The sequence below is a fragment of the Streptomyces phaeoluteigriseus genome (assembly GCF_001896135.2).
In the GTDB taxonomy this organism is placed as follows: Bacteria; Actinomycetota; Actinomycetes; order Streptomycetales; family Streptomycetaceae; genus Streptomyces; species Streptomyces phaeoluteigriseus.
On sequence record NZ_MPOH02000015.1, the window covers coordinates 748,023 to 764,748 of the forward strand.

The 16,726-nt window shown below is 73.0% G+C and carries 18 protein-coding genes, 1 pseudogene and 1 riboswitch; of the genes and pseudogenes, 8 read left to right on the plus strand and 11 right to left on the minus strand.

Annotation, left to right across the window (positions count from 1 at the left end):
• Window positions 1-43: 43 nt before the first annotated feature.
• The 4 genes from BM536_RS21310 (at window position 44) to BM536_RS21325 (ending at window position 3,833) form a co-directional block, all read left to right on the plus strand.
• The gene (locus tag BM536_RS21310; RefSeq protein WP_073496546.1) at window positions 44-277 is read left to right on the plus strand and encodes a hypothetical protein; all 234 of its coding nucleotides are present in this window, start codon (window positions 44-46) and stop codon (window positions 275-277) included.
• Window positions 278-327: 50 nt separating this feature from the next.
• Complete coding sequence (locus BM536_RS21315; RefSeq protein WP_073496548.1) at window positions 328-1,134, plus strand: SURF1 family cytochrome oxidase biogenesis protein; 807 nt, start codon at window positions 328-330, stop codon at window positions 1,132-1,134.
• A 147-nt stretch (window positions 1,135-1,281) separates the two neighbouring features.
• Window positions 1,282-3,072: a glycoside hydrolase family 15 protein gene (locus tag BM536_RS21320; protein WP_094103341.1), complete on the plus strand. Its 1,791-nt coding sequence runs from the start codon at window positions 1,282-1,284 to the stop codon at window positions 3,070-3,072.
• A gap of 5 nt (window positions 3,073-3,077) precedes the next feature.
• Window positions 3,078-3,833 carry an SDR family oxidoreductase gene (locus BM536_RS21325; protein ID WP_073499202.1) on the plus strand — a complete coding sequence of 252 codons (756 nt, stop codon included), beginning with the start codon at window positions 3,078-3,080 and terminating at the stop codon, window positions 3,831-3,833.
• A gap of 17 nt (window positions 3,834-3,850) precedes the next feature.
• Here BM536_RS21325 and amaP read toward each other — a convergent pair whose 3' ends face one another.
• Genes amaP through BM536_RS21350 form a run of 5 tightly spaced genes read right to left on the minus strand, consistent with a single transcriptional unit; the run spans window position 3,851 to window position 6,170 of the window.
• Window positions 3,851-4,438: an alkaline shock response membrane anchor protein AmaP gene (gene amaP / locus BM536_RS21330; protein ID WP_211362921.1), complete on the minus strand. Its 588-nt coding sequence runs from the start codon at window positions 4,436-4,438 to the stop codon at window positions 3,851-3,853.
• Window positions 4,435-5,073 carry a DUF6286 domain-containing protein gene (locus BM536_RS21335; RefSeq protein ID WP_094103342.1) on the minus strand — a complete coding sequence of 213 codons (639 nt, stop codon included), beginning with the start codon at window positions 5,071-5,073 and terminating at the stop codon, window positions 4,435-4,437. The genes amaP and BM536_RS21335 overlap by 4 nt, the downstream gene beginning before the upstream one ends.
• The gene (locus BM536_RS21340; protein WP_094103510.1) at window positions 5,070-5,453 is read right to left on the minus strand and encodes an Asp23/Gls24 family envelope stress response protein; all 384 of its coding nucleotides are present in this window, start codon (window positions 5,451-5,453) and stop codon (window positions 5,070-5,072) included. Before BM536_RS21340 ends, BM536_RS21335 begins: the two co-directional genes overlap by 4 nt.
• Before the next feature lie 5 nt (window positions 5,454-5,458).
• On the minus strand, window positions 5,459-5,644 hold the full coding sequence (locus BM536_RS21345; RefSeq protein ID WP_073499200.1) for a hypothetical protein: 186 nt from the start codon (window positions 5,642-5,644) through the stop codon (window positions 5,459-5,461).
• 43 nt (window positions 5,645-5,687) lie between these two features.
• The gene (locus tag BM536_RS21350) at window positions 5,688-6,170 is read right to left on the minus strand and encodes an Asp23/Gls24 family envelope stress response protein (protein ID WP_073499198.1); all 483 of its coding nucleotides are present in this window, start codon (window positions 6,168-6,170) and stop codon (window positions 5,688-5,690) included.
• An 87-nt stretch (window positions 6,171-6,257) separates the two neighbouring features.
• Between BM536_RS21350 and BM536_RS21355 the strand changes: the two genes are divergently transcribed.
• Window positions 6,258-6,986, plus strand: coding sequence for an Asp23/Gls24 family envelope stress response protein (locus tag BM536_RS21355; protein ID WP_094103343.1), 729 nt, complete (start codon window positions 6,258-6,260; stop codon window positions 6,984-6,986).
• A gap of 84 nt (window positions 6,987-7,070) precedes the next feature.
• On the opposite strand, the gene BM536_RS21360 is transcribed toward BM536_RS21355, so the two are convergent.
• The 3 genes from BM536_RS21360 to BM536_RS21375 all read right to left on the minus strand — a co-directional run bounded on the left by BM536_RS21360 (window position 7,071) and on the right by BM536_RS21375 (window position 10,161).
• Window positions 7,071-7,874, minus strand: coding sequence for an enoyl-CoA hydratase/isomerase family protein (locus BM536_RS21360; protein ID WP_094103344.1), 804 nt, complete (start codon window positions 7,872-7,874; stop codon window positions 7,071-7,073).
• Between the two features lie 118 nt (window positions 7,875-7,992).
• Window positions 7,993-8,214 carry a helix-turn-helix domain-containing protein gene (locus BM536_RS21365; protein WP_004002281.1) on the minus strand — a complete coding sequence of 74 codons (222 nt, stop codon included), beginning with the start codon at window positions 8,212-8,214 and terminating at the stop codon, window positions 7,993-7,995.
• Window positions 8,215-8,562: 348 nt separating this feature from the next.
• Window positions 8,563-10,161, minus strand: a complete 1,599-nt coding sequence (locus BM536_RS21375) for an ABC-F family ATP-binding cassette domain-containing protein (protein ID WP_073499190.1) — start codon at window positions 10,159-10,161, stop codon at window positions 8,563-8,565.
• Between the two features lie 564 nt (window positions 10,162-10,725).
• Between BM536_RS21375 and BM536_RS21380 the strand changes: the two genes are divergently transcribed.
• Window positions 10,726-11,139 carry a VOC family protein gene (locus BM536_RS21380; protein ID WP_073497494.1) on the plus strand — a complete coding sequence of 138 codons (414 nt, stop codon included), beginning with the start codon at window positions 10,726-10,728 and terminating at the stop codon, window positions 11,137-11,139.
• Between the two features lie 14 nt (window positions 11,140-11,153).
• On the opposite strand, the gene BM536_RS21385 is transcribed toward BM536_RS21380, so the two are convergent.
• From BM536_RS21385 to BM536_RS21395, 3 genes and pseudogenes are all read right to left on the minus strand, one after another.
• On the minus strand, window positions 11,154-12,590 hold the full coding sequence (locus tag BM536_RS21385) for a hypothetical protein (protein WP_211362923.1): 1,437 nt from the start codon (window positions 12,588-12,590) through the stop codon (window positions 11,154-11,156).
• 182 nt (window positions 12,591-12,772) lie between these two features.
• A pseudogene (locus tag BM536_RS21390) lies at window positions 12,773-13,899 on the minus strand (alpha/beta hydrolase).
• Window positions 13,900-13,944: 45 nt separating this feature from the next.
• Window positions 13,945-14,670 carry a class II aldolase/adducin family protein gene (locus tag BM536_RS21395; protein WP_073497492.1) on the minus strand — a complete coding sequence of 242 codons (726 nt, stop codon included), beginning with the start codon at window positions 14,668-14,670 and terminating at the stop codon, window positions 13,945-13,947.
• A 220-nt stretch (window positions 14,671-14,890) separates the two neighbouring features.
• On the opposite strand from BM536_RS21395, the gene BM536_RS21400 reads away from it, so the two are divergent.
• Both BM536_RS21400 and BM536_RS21405 read left to right on the plus strand, forming a co-directional pair.
• Window positions 14,891-16,129: an inorganic phosphate transporter gene (locus BM536_RS21400; RefSeq protein ID WP_073497489.1), complete on the plus strand. Its 1,239-nt coding sequence runs from the start codon at window positions 14,891-14,893 to the stop codon at window positions 16,127-16,129.
• A 34-nt stretch (window positions 16,130-16,163) separates the two neighbouring features.
• Window positions 16,164-16,385 carry a hypothetical protein gene (locus tag BM536_RS21405; protein WP_073497487.1) on the plus strand — a complete coding sequence of 74 codons (222 nt, stop codon included), beginning with the start codon at window positions 16,164-16,166 and terminating at the stop codon, window positions 16,383-16,385.
• Window positions 16,386-16,516: 131 nt separating this feature from the next.
• Window positions 16,517-16,656, plus strand: a riboswitch (cobalamin riboswitch).
• Window positions 16,657-16,726: the final 70 nt, after the last annotated feature.

The following is a 16,726-nucleotide window of genomic DNA, read 5'->3' on the forward strand; positions in this document are numbered from 1 at the left end:
CACCGTCTGGCCCGCGCCGCGGTGACGGCCCACCCTGTGGCGCATGGCGACATGTGAAGTCTGCGGCAACAACTACGGCATGACCTTCGAGGTGCACGCGCAGGGCGCGGTGCACGTCTTCGACTGCTTCTCCTGTGCGATCCACCGCATGGCACCGATCTGCGAGCACTGCCGGGTGCAGATCATCGGTCAGGGCGTGGAGGTCGAGGGGCAGTGGTTCTGCGGTGCCCACTGCGCCCGCGCGGAGGGAAAGGCGGGCATCGTGGACCGGGTCTGAAGCGGGCCCCCACGCGCGGACACCCCGCGACCGGGAGGTACGGTCGTGGGGTGTACCGCTTCCTTTTGTCCCGGCAGTGGGTGATCATCACGCTCGTCGCCCTCCTCCTGATCCCCACGATGATCAGGCTGGGCATCTGGCAGATGCACCGATACGACGAGCGCACCGCCCGCAATCAGCTGGTGTCCGACGCGCTCACCGCCGACCCCGTACCGGTGGAGCGGCTGACCTCCCCGGGGCACACCGTCGGCACCGGTCAGCGGTACCGGTCCGTGACCGCCGTGGGCCGCTTCGACACCGAGCGGGAGGTCGTCGTCCGGCGGCGCGTCAACGGCGACGAGGAGATCGGTTTCCTCGTCCTGACCCCCTTCGTCCTGACGGACGGCAGGGTGCTGCTGGTCAACCGCGGCTGGATCCCCGCCGACGCCCCCACCCAGACCACGTTCCCCGAGGTCCCCGCGCCGCCCGCCGGGCAGATCACCGTGACCGGGCGGCTGATGCCCGACGAGACGACCGCGGCGAGCGGGATCAAGGACCTCCAGGGGCTGCCGGACCGGCAGGTCATGCTGATCAACAGTGAGCGGGAGGCGCGGCGCCTCGGCGAGCGGGTCCTCGGCGGCTATGTCGCGCAGACGGCGCCCGAACCGAAGAACGGCACCCCCGAGCTGGTCGGCCGGCCCGGCAAGGAGGACGCCGCGCTCAACTACGCCTACGCCATCCAGTGGTGGCTGTTCTCGGCGGGCGTACCGATCGGCTGGGTGGTCCTGGTCCGGCGGGAGACGCGCGACCGCAGGGAGGCCGCCGCCTCGAAGGAGACGGCGGAGACGGCGGAGACGGACCAGCCCGCGGCGGTCTGAGCCACCGCCGGACACCCATCCGCCCGGGGCGTCCCGACCCCGCTCGGCCCCGCCGCCGGGCCGCGGTCGGCCGAACATCCCGCCCCCGTGTCACCCGCCCGGCCCCCGCCCCGATTGCCCTGCCGTATCGCCGGGAACCCGCACCCCGTGCACCCCCGCATCGAGGACTACGCCGTCATCGGCGACGAACAGACCGCGGCCCTGGTCGGCATGGACGGCTCGGTCGACTGGCTGTGCCTGCCCCGCTTCGACTCCGGAGCCTGCTTCGCCCGCCTCCTGGGCGACGAGGGGAACGGCCACTGGCGCATCGCGCCCAAGGACGCCGACGGGCAGTACTGCACCCGCCGCGCCTACCGCCCCGACACCCTCGTCCTGGACACCGAGTGGGAGACGGACGACGGCGCGATCCGCGTCACCGACCTGATGCCGCAGCGGCACGCCGCCCCCGACGTCGTACGCGTCGTCGAGGGACTGCGCGGGCGGGTCACCGTCCGCAGCACGCTGCGGCTGCGCTTCGACTACGGCTGGGTCGTCCCCTGGATGCGCCGGGTCGACGGCCACCGGGTGGCGGTCGCCGGGCCGGACGCGGTCTGGTTCCGCAGCGAGCCGGAGGTGCACACCTGGGGCGAGGACTTCGGCACGCACGCGGAGTTCGCCGTCGCCGCGGGCGAGAAGGTCGCGTTCGTACTGACCTGGCACCCCTCCCACCACGCGCGCCCGCCGCTCATCGACCCGTACGAGGAGCTGCGGGCCAGCGTCGAGGACTGGCGGGCCTGGTCGGCGCGCTGCCGCTACGACGGTCCCCACCGGGACGCCGTGGTCCGCTCACTCATCACCCTCAAGGCCCTCACCTACGAACCGACGGGCGGCATCGCCGCCGCGCTCACCACCTCCCTGCCCGAGGAGGTGGGCGGGGTCCGCAACTGGGACTACCGCTACTGCTGGCTGCGCGACTCCACCCTCACCCTCGGAGCCCTGCTGGCGGCCGGCTACGCGGAGGAGGCCGAGGCCTGGCGGAACTGGCTGCTGCGCGCCGTCGCGGGCGACCCGGCGGACCTGCAGATCATGTACGGGCTCGCGGGCGAGCGCCGGCTGCCCGAGTGCGAGCTGCCGTGGCTGTCCGGCTACGCGGACTCCCGTCCCGTACGCATCGGCAACGGCGCCGTGAGCCAGCTCCAACTGGACGTCTACGGCGAGGTGATGGACTCGCTGTCCCTGGCCCGCACCTCCGGCCTGTCACCCAAGCCGCACATCTGGTCGCTGCAGAGCGCGCTGATGAACTGGCTGTGCGACAACTGGCGGCAGCCCGACGAAGGGCTGTGGGAGGTGCGTGGTGGCCGACGTCAGTTCGTCCACTCCAAGGTGATGGTGTGGGTGGCCGCCGACCGCGCCGTCCGCGCGGTCGAGCGCTACCCGCAGCTCAGCGGTGACGTGGCGAGGTGGCGGGCGCTGCGCGAGGAGGTGCACCGCGAGGTGTGCGAGAAGGGCTACGACCCCGAGCGCAACACCTTCACCCAGCACTACGGATCGCGCGAACTGGACGCCTCCCTGCTGCTCATCCCGCGCGTCGGCTTCCTGCCGCCCGACGACCCGCGGGTGGTCGGCACCGTAGACGCCGTCCGTGAGGAACTCGGGCACAGCGGTCTGCTGCGCCGTTACAGCACCGCCGGGCAGGCCGTCGACGGCCTGCCCGGTGACGAGGGCACCTTCCTGGCGTGCTCCTTCTGGCTGGCGGACGCCCTGCACATGACGGGCCGGACCCAGGAGGCACGGGAGCTGTTCGACCGTCTGGTGGCCCTGGCCAACGACGTGGGGCTGCTGGCCGAGGAGTACGACCCGACGGCCGGCCGCCATCTCGGGAACTACCCGCAGGCGTTCAGCCACATCGGCCTCGTCAACACCGCCCTCACGCTCTACGGGGGCGAGGAGGCAGGATAGGGACCATGGATCTTGGACTGAAGGACCGGGTGTACGTCGTCACCGGGGCCACCCGCGGCCTCGGCAACGCCGCCGCGCGCGAGCTGGTCGCGGACGGCGCGAAGGTGGTCGTCACCGGGCGGGACGAGGAGCGGGCCGCCGAGGCGGCGAAGGCGCTGGGGCCGGACGCGGTCGGGGTGGCCGTCGACAACGCCGACCCCGAGGCGGCCGCGCGGCTGATCGCGACCGCGCGTGAGGCCTTCGGCCGCTTCGACGGGGTGCTGGTGAGCGTGGGCGGGCCGCCGCCCGGGTTCGTGGCGGACACCACGGACGAGCAGTGGCAGACGGCGTTCGAGTCGGTGTTCCTCGGCGCGGTGCGGCTGGCACGGGCGGCCGCCGCCGAACTGAAGGCCGGGGGCGTCATCGGGTTCGTCCTGTCGGGGTCGGTGCACGAGCCGATTCCGGGGCTGACCATTTCCAACGGGCTGCGGCCGGGGCTGGCCGGGTTCGCCAAGTCGCTCTCCGACGAGCTGGGGCCGCGCGGGATCCGCGTGGTGGGACTGCTGCCGGCCCGGATCGACACGGACCGCGTGCGCGAGCTGGACGGGCTGTCGGCCGATCCGGCGGCGACCCGGGCCGCGCACGAGTCCCGGATCCCGCTGCGCCGGTACGGGGCGCCGGAGGAGTTCGGGCGGGTGGCGGCCTTCCTGCTGTCGCCGGCCGCGTCCTATCTGACCGGCATCATGGTTCCGGTGGACGGCGGGATGCGGCACGGGTTCTGAGGACCTCCCCCGGGGCGTCAGCTCACCCGTTCCGCCTTGTGCTTGGCCGTCCTCAGACGGACCTCCGCGGGAAGCGACTCCAGTGCCGCCGACTCGCGCGCGTGCGCCAGGGACTCGTTCGCCAGGTGGTCCAGAGCCACGGCCGGGTCCACATGCGGTTCCAGCAGGAGCCGTACGTGGGCCTCGGGGGCGTCCCTGCGGCCCGTGAGATGGGCGTGGCTGTGGGACACGCCGTCCAGGCGGGACGCGTCGCCGGCCAGGACGCCCTCCAGGGCCCGGCCGCGCAGCAGGGCGCCCGCGCCGTCGCCGGTGTCGACGAGGACCTCGCCGAGCCGGCGACGGCGCAGGACCGCGACCAGCCACCACAGGGCGAGCAGGACCAGCACCGTCAGCACGGCGATGACGACCGGCCACCACCAGCCCTCGTGCCGCCATCGGGTGCGCTCGGCGGTGCTGAGCAGAACGTCGTTTCTGCCGTCGTGGAGCCACCAGGAGGGCGGGTTCGCGCCCAGGCCGACGGCGAGCACGGCGCCGCCGACGGCCAGCAGGACGAGGCCCACCAGTCCCAGAGCCACGCGGTTGACGGTCCTGAGCATCGTCGTCATCCCTTCCGTCCGAGCCGGCGCACCCGCACGGACAGCGCGGGCGGCCGGGCCAGGCCCAGGCCGCGGACGGCGTCGCCGAGCACCGCGTCCAGCTCCGTGCGTACGTCGTCCAGGTCGCGGAAGTGGGAGACCGCGCGCACATCGGCCCGGCGGCGCCCGGCGCGCACGTGGACCGACTGCACACCGGCGACCTCCATGGCCCGGTCGCGCAGCACCAGAGCGGCGGCGCCCCGGTGGAGTCCCGCGCGGACGTCGGGGTGGGGCCGCCGCATCGGCAGGACGTCACGCAGGCCCGGCGTGACGGCCAGGAGGATCAGCCACAGGCCGAGGGCCGCGGCGACGCCCGCGCCGACGAGGACCCAGATGTCGTCCAGCGTCCGTTCGGCGAGCTGCCGCGTCAGCTCCCGGCGGACCCACAGGGCCGACCGGTCGGCGCGCACCGCGGCGACGTCGTACAGGAGGACGCCCGCCAGGGCGGCGAGCAGCAGCGCGACGACGGCCGCCGGCACCCGGCGGGCCGACCAGAAGCGTCCGCTGCCCGGCGCGGGGGCGGGCGCGGGTACGTCGTCCTCGGCCGGCTTGTCGAGGACCGGCAGTCGTTGTGTGGTGCCCTCGGAGCCCAGGGGCTCGCTCATGGCGTCCTCCCGTGTGCCACGCCGTGTTCCGCCGTCAGATGCAGACGTTCGACCTGGACGGCGACTTCCGGCACCTCCATTCCCACCAACGCGCCTACCCGCTCGGTGACATGACGACGCACCGCATGACAGCGCGGACCGATGTCGGTCGGGTAGCCGAGTTCGAGGTGGACGCGGATGTGAGCGGCGTCGTGGTGCACGACCACCGTGGCGTGCGGGCGGGACGCGTCGGGCGGCAGGGGTCCCACCGCCTCGCGCGCGGCCTGCGCGGCGATCTTCGCCACGACCCGGTCGGCGATCCGGGTGGCGCCCCGCTCCCCCGGCGGGACCGCCGTCGAGCGGGCGCCGGGCGCGCCGGTCTTCTCACTCACCGGCGTCACGGACGTCACCGGCGCCGGTCGTCGCGCGTGCGGAAGAAGTCGCCGAGTTCCAGGTCTCCCTCGATGAACCGCCCGACGACGAACCCGACGGCGCCCAGCGCCGCCACCAGCAGGAAGGCCCCGAACCCGCCGAAGTATCCGGCGAAGCCCAGCGCCATACCGGCGATCATGCCCACCACGGCCATGTTCACGGTGCACTCCCCTCAGCGGCCCGGTCGCCCGGTGGCCGACTTGTCACTGGAGCCGGGACTCCGGCTCCTCGTCCTCGTCCTCGGGCAGCTTGACGTCGCTCACCGCGATGTTGACCTCGACCACCTCGAGGCCGGTCATCCGCTCGACGGCCGCGATGACGTTCTCGCGCACGTCCCTGGAGACCTCGGTGATGGACACGCCGTAGTCGACCACGATCTCCAGGTCGAGCGCGGTCTGCACCTCGCCGACCTCGGCCTTGACGCCGCGGGTGACGGACTTCGTGCCGCCCGGCACGCGGTCGCGCACCGCGCCGAAGGTGCGGCTCATGCCGCTGCCCATCGCGTGCACGCCGACCACGTCGCGGGCCGCCAGTCCGGCGATCTTCTCCACGACGCCGTCGGCGATGGTGGTGCGCCCGCGGGACCCCGGGTCCCCGCCGCCGCGCCTGGTCGCCTTCCGCGTCGACAACGGCTCCGAGCCGCTGTCCGGGAGTTGCGTCCTGCTCTGTTCCGTCGTCTCACTCATCGCCGTACGTCCTTTTCGGTCGTCGTCCTTCTGCCACCGTAAGCGCGGTGGGCCGTCTCCGCTCCATCGATGGGGCAGGCTGGAGGAATGACGGCGGACAGATGGACGCGCGCAGTGCGCGAACAGCTCGGATTGGGCAGGCTGCTCCCCCTGGGTGAGCCGCGGGACGGTGCGTGGATCGCGGAGGAGGCGGCGGAGGCGGTGTTGCGCAGAGCGGTACGGGAGCTGCCCGGCGTGCGCCTGGGCGTGCTGCGGATCGCGGTGGCGGACCCTCAGCGGACGTACGAGCCGGTGGTTCCGGCGCCGCCGAGCGCGCTGCCGCCGGGGCCGTTGCGGGTGACGGCGGACTTCGCGGCGGCGGACCTGGAACCGCTGCCCGCGACCGCGTCCCGGCTGCGTACGGCGCTGGCGGTGGCGGCGACGGAGCAACTCGGGCTGGTGGTGGCCGAGGTGGACCTGCGGGTGACGGCGCTGCTCGACGAGGAGACGGGGGACGAGCGGCCGGCACCCGAGCCGGCGTCCGGCCGATCGCCCCGGGCGGCCGGGGCGGCGCGGGAGGGCGACGAGGCGCGGGTCGCCGAGGCCGCGCTCGCGGTGCCCGGGGTGTCCGCGCTGACGGACGTGCTCGGGCGGGCGGTGCGCCTGGAGGAGCGGCAGGACGGGACGGCCGCCCTGCCGCGGCGGCACGCGCGCGTGGAGATCGCGGTCCGAGCGGACCACCGGGCGCTGGAGGTGGCCCGGGAGGTCCGCTCGGCGGTGTCGGACGCGCTGACGGGTCAGCCGACGGTGGCGGTGCTGGTGACCGCGCTGGGCTGAACGCCCCCCACGCCACCCAGGCCACCCAGGCCTACCGGACCCGCAGGACCCGCCGGACCCACGGACCCGCCACCGGCACCGTGCTCACTCTCCGAGGCCGGCCAGGTCCCGCAGGCGGCGGGCCTGGGAGGCGCGCTCGGCCGCCCGCTGCTCGTCGTACGTCCTGTCGCCGACGCCGCGCAGCAGCGTCTTCGTCTCGACGACCGCGTCGCGTGGCGCGGCCAGGATCGCCGCGGCCAGCTCTCCGGCCGTGGCGTCCAGTTCGCTGACGGGCACGGCGACGTTGGCGAGGCCGGTGGCGACCGCCTCCTGGGCGTGGACGAAGCGGCCGGTCAGGCAGATCTCGACGGCACGGCCGTAGCCCACGAGGGAGACGAGGGGGTGCGTGCCGGTGAGGTCCGGTACCAGGCCGAGGCTGGTCTCGCGCATGGCGAACTGCACGTCGTCGGCGACGACGCGCAGGTCACAGGCGAGGGCCAGCTGGAAGCCCGCGCCGATGGCGTGACCCTGGACGGCGGCGATCGACACGAGGTCGTTGCGCCGCCACCAGGTGAAGCCCTCCTGGAACCCGGCGATGGCGGCGTCGAGTTCGGCGTCGCCACTGCGCGCGAGATCGACGAAGGACGGCTCGCCCTCGATCCCCTCGGGCAGGAACATCTGCCGGTCGAGGCCGGCGGAGAAGGACTTGCCCTCGCCGCGCAGCACGACCACACGGACGGAGCCCGGCAGCTGCCGACCGGCTTCGGCCAGCGCGCGCCACATCGCAGGGCTCTGCGCGTTGCGCTTGGCCGGATTGGTCAGCGTCACCGTGGCGAGTGCGTCGTCGACGGTGAGCCGTACGCCGTCCTTGTCGAGCAGGGGAACGAGGTCCTGGTCGGGCGTGGCCATGGGGCGCCTCCGATAAGTGCGGTCAGCTAGCGGTCAGCTAAGTGACTGCACAGTAACCACCCGGCCGATCGGAAGACCGACCGGGTGGTCACCATCGAAGCCGATGGGCCGCCCGGGGTCAGGACGAGGCGGCCTTCTTGCCGCGGGTCGCTCCGCCACGCCCACGAAGCGTGACGCCCGACTCGCTGAGCATCCGGTGCACAAAGCCATACGAGCGGCCGGTCTCCTCGGCCAATGCCCGGATGCTCGCACCGGAGTCGTACTTCTTCTTCAGGTCTGCCGCGAGCTTGTCGCGCGCGGCGCCGGTTACCCGGCTGCCCTTCTTCAGAGTCTCGGCCACCCGTGCCTCCTCATGGGAAGTGCGCTCTGGTCCCCTCATGATCACCCCTCCGGGCCCCGATGGCCACCCATTCGGCAAGGTCCGTGCGACAGGGTTTTGACGACAGGAGCGCGTCCCCACAAACGGAAGATGCAATTCCGGCGATGGGTGTTCGTACGGCCGAACGGGTTCTTCCGTGAAGTGCCAGGTCAGGGACGCACGACGGCCGACCCCTGTCGACGAAGGGGTCGGCCGCGAAATCGATGTATGACACACCTCGATACGAGGAGATCTCACACAGATGATGGATCACCGGTAGGCCGAATGATCCATGCGCCGTTGATCACTCCTCCGATCAGGCCGGTGCGATCAGGCCAGGGCGACGAGGTCCGCGTAGTCGGAGCCCCACAGGTCCTCGACGCCGTCGGGCAGCAGGATGATCCGCTCGGGCTGGAGCGCGTGCACGGCGCCCTCGTCGTGGGTGACGAGGACGACCGCGCCCTTGTAGGTGCGCAGGGCGCCGAGGATCTCCTCGCGGCTGGCCGGGTCGAGGTTGTTCGTGGGCTCGTCGAGGAGCAGCACGTTGGCCGAGGAGACCACGAGGGTGGCCAGCGCCAGCCGGGTCTTCTCGCCGCCGGACAGGACACCGGCCGGCTTGTCGACGTCGTCGCCGGAGAACAGGAACGAGCCGAGCACCTTGCGGACCTCGACGAGGTCGAGGTCGGGGGCCGCGGAGCGCATGTTCTCCAGGACCGAGCGCTCCGGGTCGAGGGTCTCGTGCTCCTGGGCGTAGTAGCCGAGCTTGAGGCCGTGGCCGGGGCGCACCTCGCCCGTGTCGGGCTTCTCCACCCCGCCGAGCAGGCGCAGCAGGGTGGTCTTGCCGGCGCCGTTGAGGCCGAGGATGACGACGCGGGAGCCCTTGTCGATGGCCAGGTCGACGTCGGTGAAGATCTCCAGCGAGCCGTACGACTTCGACAGGCCCTCGGCCATCAGCGGCGTCTTGCCGCAGGGCGCGGGCTCCGGGAAGCGTAGCTTGGCGACCTTGTCGGAGGCCCGTACCGCCTCGAGCCCGGCGAGCAGCCGGTCGGCCCGCTTGGCCATGTTCTGTGCGGCGACCGTCTTGGTGGCCTTGGCGCGCATCTTGTCGGCCTGCGAGTGCAGTGCGGCGGCCTTCTTCTCGGCGTTCTGCCGCTCGCGCTTGCGGCGCTTCTCGTCGGCCTCGCGCTGCTGCTGGTAGAGCTTCCAGCCCATGTTGTAGACGTCGATCTGGGAGCGGTTGGCGTCCAGGTAGAACACCTTGTTGACGACCGTCTCGACCAGCTCGACATCGTGGGAGATGACGATGAAGCCGCCGCGGTAGGTCTTCAGGTAGTCCCGCAGCCAGGCGATCGAGTCGGCGTCCAGGTGGTTCGTCGGCTCGTCGAGTAGCAGGGTGTCCGCGTCGGAGAACAGGATCCGGGCCAGCTCGACCCGGCGGCGCTGACCGCCGGAGAGCGTGTGCAGGGGCTGACCGAGCACCCGGTCGGGCAGGTTGAGCGCGGCGGCGATGGTGGAGGCCTCGGCCTCGGCGGAGTACCCGCCCTTGGTGAGGAACTCAGTCTCCTGGCGCTCGTACTGCCTGAGGGCCTTCTCGCGGGTGGCGCCCGCGCCGTTGGCGATGCGCTGCTCGTTCTCCCGCATCTTGCGGATCAGTACGTCGAGCCCTCGGGCGGAGAGGATGCGGTCGCGGGCGAGGACGTCGAGGTCTCCGGTGCGGGGGTCCTGCGGGAGGTAGCCGACCTCGCCGGAACGGGTGACCTGGCCTCCGGCGGGGATGCCCTCACCGGCGAGGACCTTGGTCAGCGTGGTCTTGCCGGCGCCGTTGCGCCCGACCAGGCCGATGCGGTCGCCCTTGGCGATGCGGAAGGAGGCGTTCTCGATGAGGATGCGGGCACCGGCGCGCAGCTCGATGCCGGAGGCGGAGATCACGGACAGACTCCAGAGCGGGTGGGGGCGGGATGGGCGGCTGAGGACGTTCCCGCCGTCTAATGCGCGAGGAGAATGGCCATGGGGGCCATTCTACCGGGGCAGTGCAAGCACTTTTTCTGTGTGCGGGTGTTCGATCTTCACGGCGGCGCGGTGGCGCGGCGCGGGCGGGGAGCGGGCGGGGCCGGCTCCGCTTGCGGGTGGACAGGCCGGCGGCCCCGTGGGCGAGGTGTGGGAGCGCTGCGCGAGGGTGGTGCGGTCTGCCACATGGCCAGGTGGATTTCGGGGGCGTCGGGCGGCACGGGCTCCGTGCGGGGGTGGGCCGGACGCCGGGGCGGCCGTGGGGGACGGCCGGCGTGCGGGAGCGCTTCCTGGGGCGGGTGCGTCGGACGTCTGGACGCACGGGCAGCGGCCGCGGTGGTTCGCACCTCGGGAGAGCGGAGCGGGCGTCCCGCGTCCCGGTCGCGCGGTGCCCGGTCCGGGGGTGTTGTCGGTGGTCGCTGCCAGACTGGGGGTGAGTGACGGTTTTGTCAGGGATCGCGCTGGGATCACAAGGGAGTGATCGGCATGGCAGGCACGAGCGGTGGGCGTCCCAGCATCTATCCGACGGTGCTGTACCGGGACGCGAAAGCGGCGATCCGCCAGCTGACGGAGGCCTTCGGCTTCTCCGAGCTGTCGGTGTTCGAGGGCGAGGACGGCTCGGTGCTGCACGCCGAGCTGGTGCAGGGCAACGGCGCGGTGATGCTCGGCTCGAAGGGCCGCGGCGGTCTCTTCGACGCGGCGATGAAGGACGCCGGCCCGGCCGGGGTGTACGTCGTCGTGGACGACGTCGACGCCCACCACCGGCGGGCCGTGGAGCACGGCGCTGAGGTCCTGATGCCCCCGACGGACCAGGAGTACGGCTCGCGGGACTACATGGCCCGGGACGTCGAGGGCAACATCTGGAGCTTCGGCACGTACGCGCCCGAGATACAGGGCTGACGCCGGCGCCGGGTTCAGCCCCCGGTGTGGACCTGGAAGGCGGCCCGGCGGACGGCCTTGGCCAGTGCCGGGTCGGGGTGCGCGGCGGCCAGCGCCACCAGGACCTGCACGGTGCGCGGATGCCCGACGGAGCGGACCTCGGCGAGCAGCGCGGGCACGGTCGGCTGGAGCGCGGACTCCAAATGCCGTACCAGCATCGGTGCCTCACCGTGGTCGGCGACGGCCGCGGCGGTGTCGACCCACAGCCAGGTGGCCTCCTCGCGGGTGAGCACCTCGTGGGCGTCCTCGGGGTCCACCCCGTCGTGCTCGGCCAGCCACAGCAGGGCGTACGGCCGCAGGGCGGGCTCCTCGACGACGGCCCGGACGTCGGGCTCGGCGGGGGCGCCGACGACGCGCAGCGCCTCGAAGGCGAGGCCGCGCAGCAGGGCGTCCTCGCCGCGGGCGGCGGCGAGCAGGTCACCGACGGCACTGCCGACGGGACGGGCGGCGAGCCAGGCGCGGTACTCGGCGCGGGCGGCGTTGGGGCGGAGCTGGGCGCAGCCGCGGAGCATCTCCTCGGCGGCGACCTCGATGTTGCCGGCGGGGCTCTGCGCGGCGACGCAGATCTGCTCCAGCTTGACCCAGACCGCCCAGCTGCCGAGCGGTGTGAGGGTGGCGTGGCCGTCGCCGCAGGTGAGAGCGCCCACCGAGGCGAGGGCGTGCAGGGCCCAGTCGAGGAGGGGGGCGAGTTCGGCCGCGCGGGCGGGCTCCGCCGGGTCGGCGTCGGCGGAGGGGCCCTGCGGCCTGGGGCTCGTGGTGCCGCCGTCCTCGGGGCCGTAGGAGACCTCGCAGCGCTCGGTGCGCAGTTCGGTGACGCGCTGGCGCAGCAGGTCGAGGAGCTGGTCCACGGGGACCGGGCCGGCGGACAGCTGGAGGAAGGAGAGCACCTGCGGCATGGCCGAGACGACCTCGGCGACGGCGCCGGGCTCCTGGTCGGCGGGTTCCGGGGTGGCCAGCGACCAGGCGTCGAAGAGGGCGACCCAGCCGCGCAGGACGGCGCTGTCGTCGCGGTTCCAGGCGCGCAGCCGCCAGCCGGGGCGGGCGCTGTCGCCGTGCACCTCGACGAGGCCGGCGAGGCGGGCGGTGTCCCAGTCGGCGCGGACCTGAGCCGTGGTCAGTCCCAGATCCGACGCGGCGCGTTCGGCGGTCGTGGCGGAGAGGGTGGCCTTGCCGTCGTCGGTCGCGGCGTCCCGGCCGGGGCCGAGGGCGCTGTCGGCCCAGCGGGCGACACGAGCCGCGGACGCCAGACCGGAGCGCGCCATTCTGGCCAGCTCCGCCGGGGCGGGAGTGCCCTCCGGCGGGCGGGGTGCGGGGCGGCGGGGGCGCCGCTGGTTCACAGCTGAGGGGGCGGCGGCCAGGGGTCGTGGGCGGACGAGTCGAAGCCTGGAGTCGCGCGGGATACGGGACGTCACGGGTGCAGTCTTCCGGTTGACGGTCCGAAAACCCAAACGGAATGTCACGGCGGGCTACGGGGCTGGCCAACGCACGGGGTTCGGGGAGCGGTGAGGAAGCGTGTTCAGGCCAGCGGTACAGCCTTAAACGGAACCTTGGGGACCGCTCGGGGCACCGGAGGGGCGCGGTGCGCTCCGGTGCCTCACATCAGAGGGGTCAGGAAGCGGCGCAGTGCTTCCTCGTACGCGGCCGGGTCGCGGTTCCACATGGCGGCGTGCGGGGCGTGCGGGACGGGGTGGAGCGTGACCAGTCCGGGGCGGCGGGCGGCGAAGCGGCGGGAGGCCGCCCAGGGGGCCACCTCGTCGTCGGGACCGTGGAAGACCAGGGTCGGTACGGCCGGCCGGGCCGGGTCGGCGACACCGTCGGCGGTGCCGGCGTTCAGGCCGACGCGGCCCTCGGCGGCGCGGACGGCCAGCGGCAGCAGCGGGCCCGGCGTGTGCCGGGCGGAGGCGAGGGCCCGCAGGGTCGCCTGCCAGTCCAGGACCGGAGAGTCCAGCACCAGCCCGGACACGAGGTCGCGCAGCCCGGAGCGGGCGGCGGCGCGCAGGGCCATGGTGGCGCCGGTGGACCAGCCGAACAGGATGATGCGTTCGGCGCCGTAGCGGACGGCGTAGCGCATCGCCGCGTCCAGGTCGCGCCACTCGGTCTCACCGAGGTGGTTGAGGCCGTCCGGGGAGCGGGGCGCGCCCAGGTCGCCGCGGTAGGCGAGGGCGAGGACCGGGAAGCGGCGGCGGTGCAGGAAGCCGGTCAGGTTCAGGGCGTGCTCGCGGGTGGTGCCGAGGCCGTGCACGGCGATCACCCAGGTGCGGCGGGCGCCGGGGACGAACCATGCGGGCAGCGGGCCCAGCTCGCCGGGCACGTCGACGTCGGCGTGGTCGAGGCCGAGCGCGGTGTCCGGGTTGCCGACGTGCAGGTTCGGGGTGAGCCACACCGCGTCGCCGGCGCTCAGGGTGCCGTGGGTGACGCGCTCCAGGCGGCGTACGACCGTGTCGGCGGAGTGCGGGGCGGTGGCCAGGACGGGGCCGACGACCGCGTGGGAGCCGTTTCCCGCGAGGCCGTACGTGCCGGGGCGCAGGGCGGCGAGGTCGCGCGTGAGGGCCACCTGGCCGGCCGCTGTGCCGTGCACGGTGAGCCGGGGTTCGGTGGGCAGGGGGCGGCCGGGTGACGCCTTCAGCGCCGCGTCGCTGGCGAGGCGGCCTACGGCCACGCTCGCCGCGCCGGCGGCGAGGGCGCCGCTGCGGTGACTGCGGTTGCGGTGACTGTGCGCACTGGTCCAGTGTCCTGGCCGATCCCCTTCGCGGCCAGTGGTGGGGTTCAGGGCGTCATGGGCGGCGGGTGCTGGTGGGCGGACCTCGGCTCAGGTCGTCTTTGGCCGTAGCCGCTCAGCTTCTCCCCCACCTGCCTCAGCTGCTCCTCCGTCAGCAGGTTCGGGGTGTGGCCCGGGACCGACGCCGCGGTCAGCCACAGCCGGCACATCCATTCCAGCTGGGCCGTGCGGTCGTAGGCCTGGTCGAGGGTGGAGGCGTAGGTGAGGGTGCCGTGGTTCTGGAGGAGGCAGGCCGTGCGGTCGGTGAGGGCGTCGAGGAGGTTGCGGGCGAGTTCCTCGGTGCCGTAGGTCGCGTAGGGAGCGACGCGGACGGGGCCGCCGAGAGCGCTCGTCATGTAGTGGACGGGCGGGAGTTCGCTCACCAGGGTCGAGACGGCGGTGGCGTGCACGGCGTGGGTGTGGACGACGGCGCGGGCGTCGGTGGTGCGGTGGACGGCGAGGTGCATGGGCAGTTCGCTGGTCGGGACGAGGGTGCCGAGGACCTGGCGGCCGTCGAGGTCGACGCCGGTGACGTCGTCGGGGGTGAGGCGGTCGTAGGGGACGCCCGAGGGGGTGACCAGGACGAGGTCCCCGACGCGGACCGAGACGTTGCCGGAGGTGCCGACGACGAGCCGGTCGGCGACGGTGCGGCGGGCCGTGGCCACGAGCTGTTGCCAGGCGTGTGCGACCTCTTCGTCGTGGAGGTCGTGGGTGTCGCGTCGCTGGTCGGTCATGCCGTGATCCTGCCAGGTGACCAACGTCTCTTTCCCGGCCCTGCGGGCCCCCGAAGACGTGGGCTCGAGACCCCGGCCCGTGCGGCGTCTGGGGCGTCGGGGCGGAGTGGAGCGAGTCCCGCCGATTGTGGACACCGTGACGCCCTGTCCAGTTCACCTTCCGTTCACTCAGGTTACCTACGTTCATCCAGCCAATGACCTCGAACGATTGCCTGGGTAAATGGAAAGCTTCTCGCTGATCCTCGCGATTGTGGTAATAACCGCACTCGTGTTCGATTTCACGAACGGTTTCCACGACACCGCCAACGCGATGGCCACCACCATCTCGACCGGTGCGCTCAAGCCCAAGGTCGCGGTGGCCATGTCCGCCGTACTGAACCTTGTAGGCGCCTTCCTCTCCGTGGAGGTCGCGAACACGATCTCCAAGGGTCTCGTCGACGAGACCGGCATCCGTCCCGAGGTCATCTTCGCCGCGCTGGTCGGCGCGATCCTCTGGAATCTGGCGACCTGGCTGGTCGGGCTCCCGTCCAGCTCCTCGCACGCCCTGATGGGCGGCCTGATCGGCGCCACCATCGCCTCTGCGGGTGTCGGCGCGGTCCACGGTGACGTGCTGGTCACCAAGGTCCTGATCCCGGCGATCGCCGCCCCGATCGTGGCGGGCCTCGCCGCGATGCTCGCGACCCGGCTGTCGTACACGCTGGGCAAGAAGGCCGACGGCAAGGCCGCCGCGAAGGGCTACCGCACCGGCCAGATCGCCTCCGCGGGCCTGGTCTCGCTGGCCCACGGCACCAACGACGCGCAGAAGACGATGGGCATCATCACCCTCGCCCTGGTCGCCGGCGGCGCCGTCGCGCCCGACTCCGACCCGCCGCTGTGGGTCATCCTGTCCGCGGGTCTGGCCATCGCGCTCGGCACCTACTTCGGCGGCTGGCGGATCATCCGCACCATGGGCAAGGGCCTGACCGACCTCGAGCCGCAGCAGGGCTTCGCCGCCCAGACCAGCGCGGCCACCGTCATCCTGGCCTCCTCCCACCTCGGCTTCTCCCTCTCCACCACGCACTCGGTCTCCGGATCGGTGATGGGCGCGGGCCTGGGCCGCAAGGGCGGGGTCGTCCGCTGGTCGACCGCCACCCGGATGTTCGTCGCCTGGGGCCTGACGCTGCCGGCCGCGGCCCTGGTCGCCGCGCTCGCCGAGTACGTGACCGGCTTCGGCAACTGGGGCACGGCGCTCGTCGCGGTGTTCCTCGTCGCCTCCAGCGCCGCGATCTGGAAGATCTCGCGCCGCGAGATCATCGACCACACCAACGTCGTCGACGTGTCCGAGGAGCCGCCCGGTGTGGTGACCGCCGCCATCGCCGCCGTGACCCCGCCCCCGGTGGGCACGGTCACCGAGGACCTGACGGCCACCATCTCCGCCCCCGTGGCGGAATCGGCCCCGCCGGCCACCACCAGCGTCTGAGTCCCGCCCCCACCTGTACGAAGGAAGAAGCAGCATGAAGATCGACTGGGCGGCTCTCGGCTCCGTCTTCGGCGTCAGCCTCGTCATCACCGTGGCCCTCGTGGCCCTGTTCACCCTCGGCATCATGGGCCTCTCCCGCCGCGAGCGGGCCGCGGTCCAGGGCGCCTCCGCCACCCTGGCGGTCACCGGCGCGTACGCGTGCTTCGCGGCGTGCGCCGCGGCGGTGGCGTACGGGATCTCGCTGATCGTCGCCTGACGGACGGCGCACACGCGCGTGGGGCGCGGGACGGATCACCGTCCCGCGCCCCACGCGTGCGTGACGGCCGTGACCGCTGGTGTGTGGGGTTCTGCACACTGTCCCGTCGCAGGTCAACGGCGAGTTGACGGCCGTTCCGGGCACGTGGTGGACTGCCGGAGCCATGTACGGCGACAGAAGAGGAAGCCGGTGTGAATCCGGCGCGGTCCCGCCACTGTCACCGGGGTAGACACCCCCGGGAGCCAGGAACTCTCGTCGCCGGTCTCGTCGAACCAGGGCGTGGACACCCTGAGTGAGGACATATCGCCATGCTCGGCTGCCGTTCGAGGTTCAGCACCAGG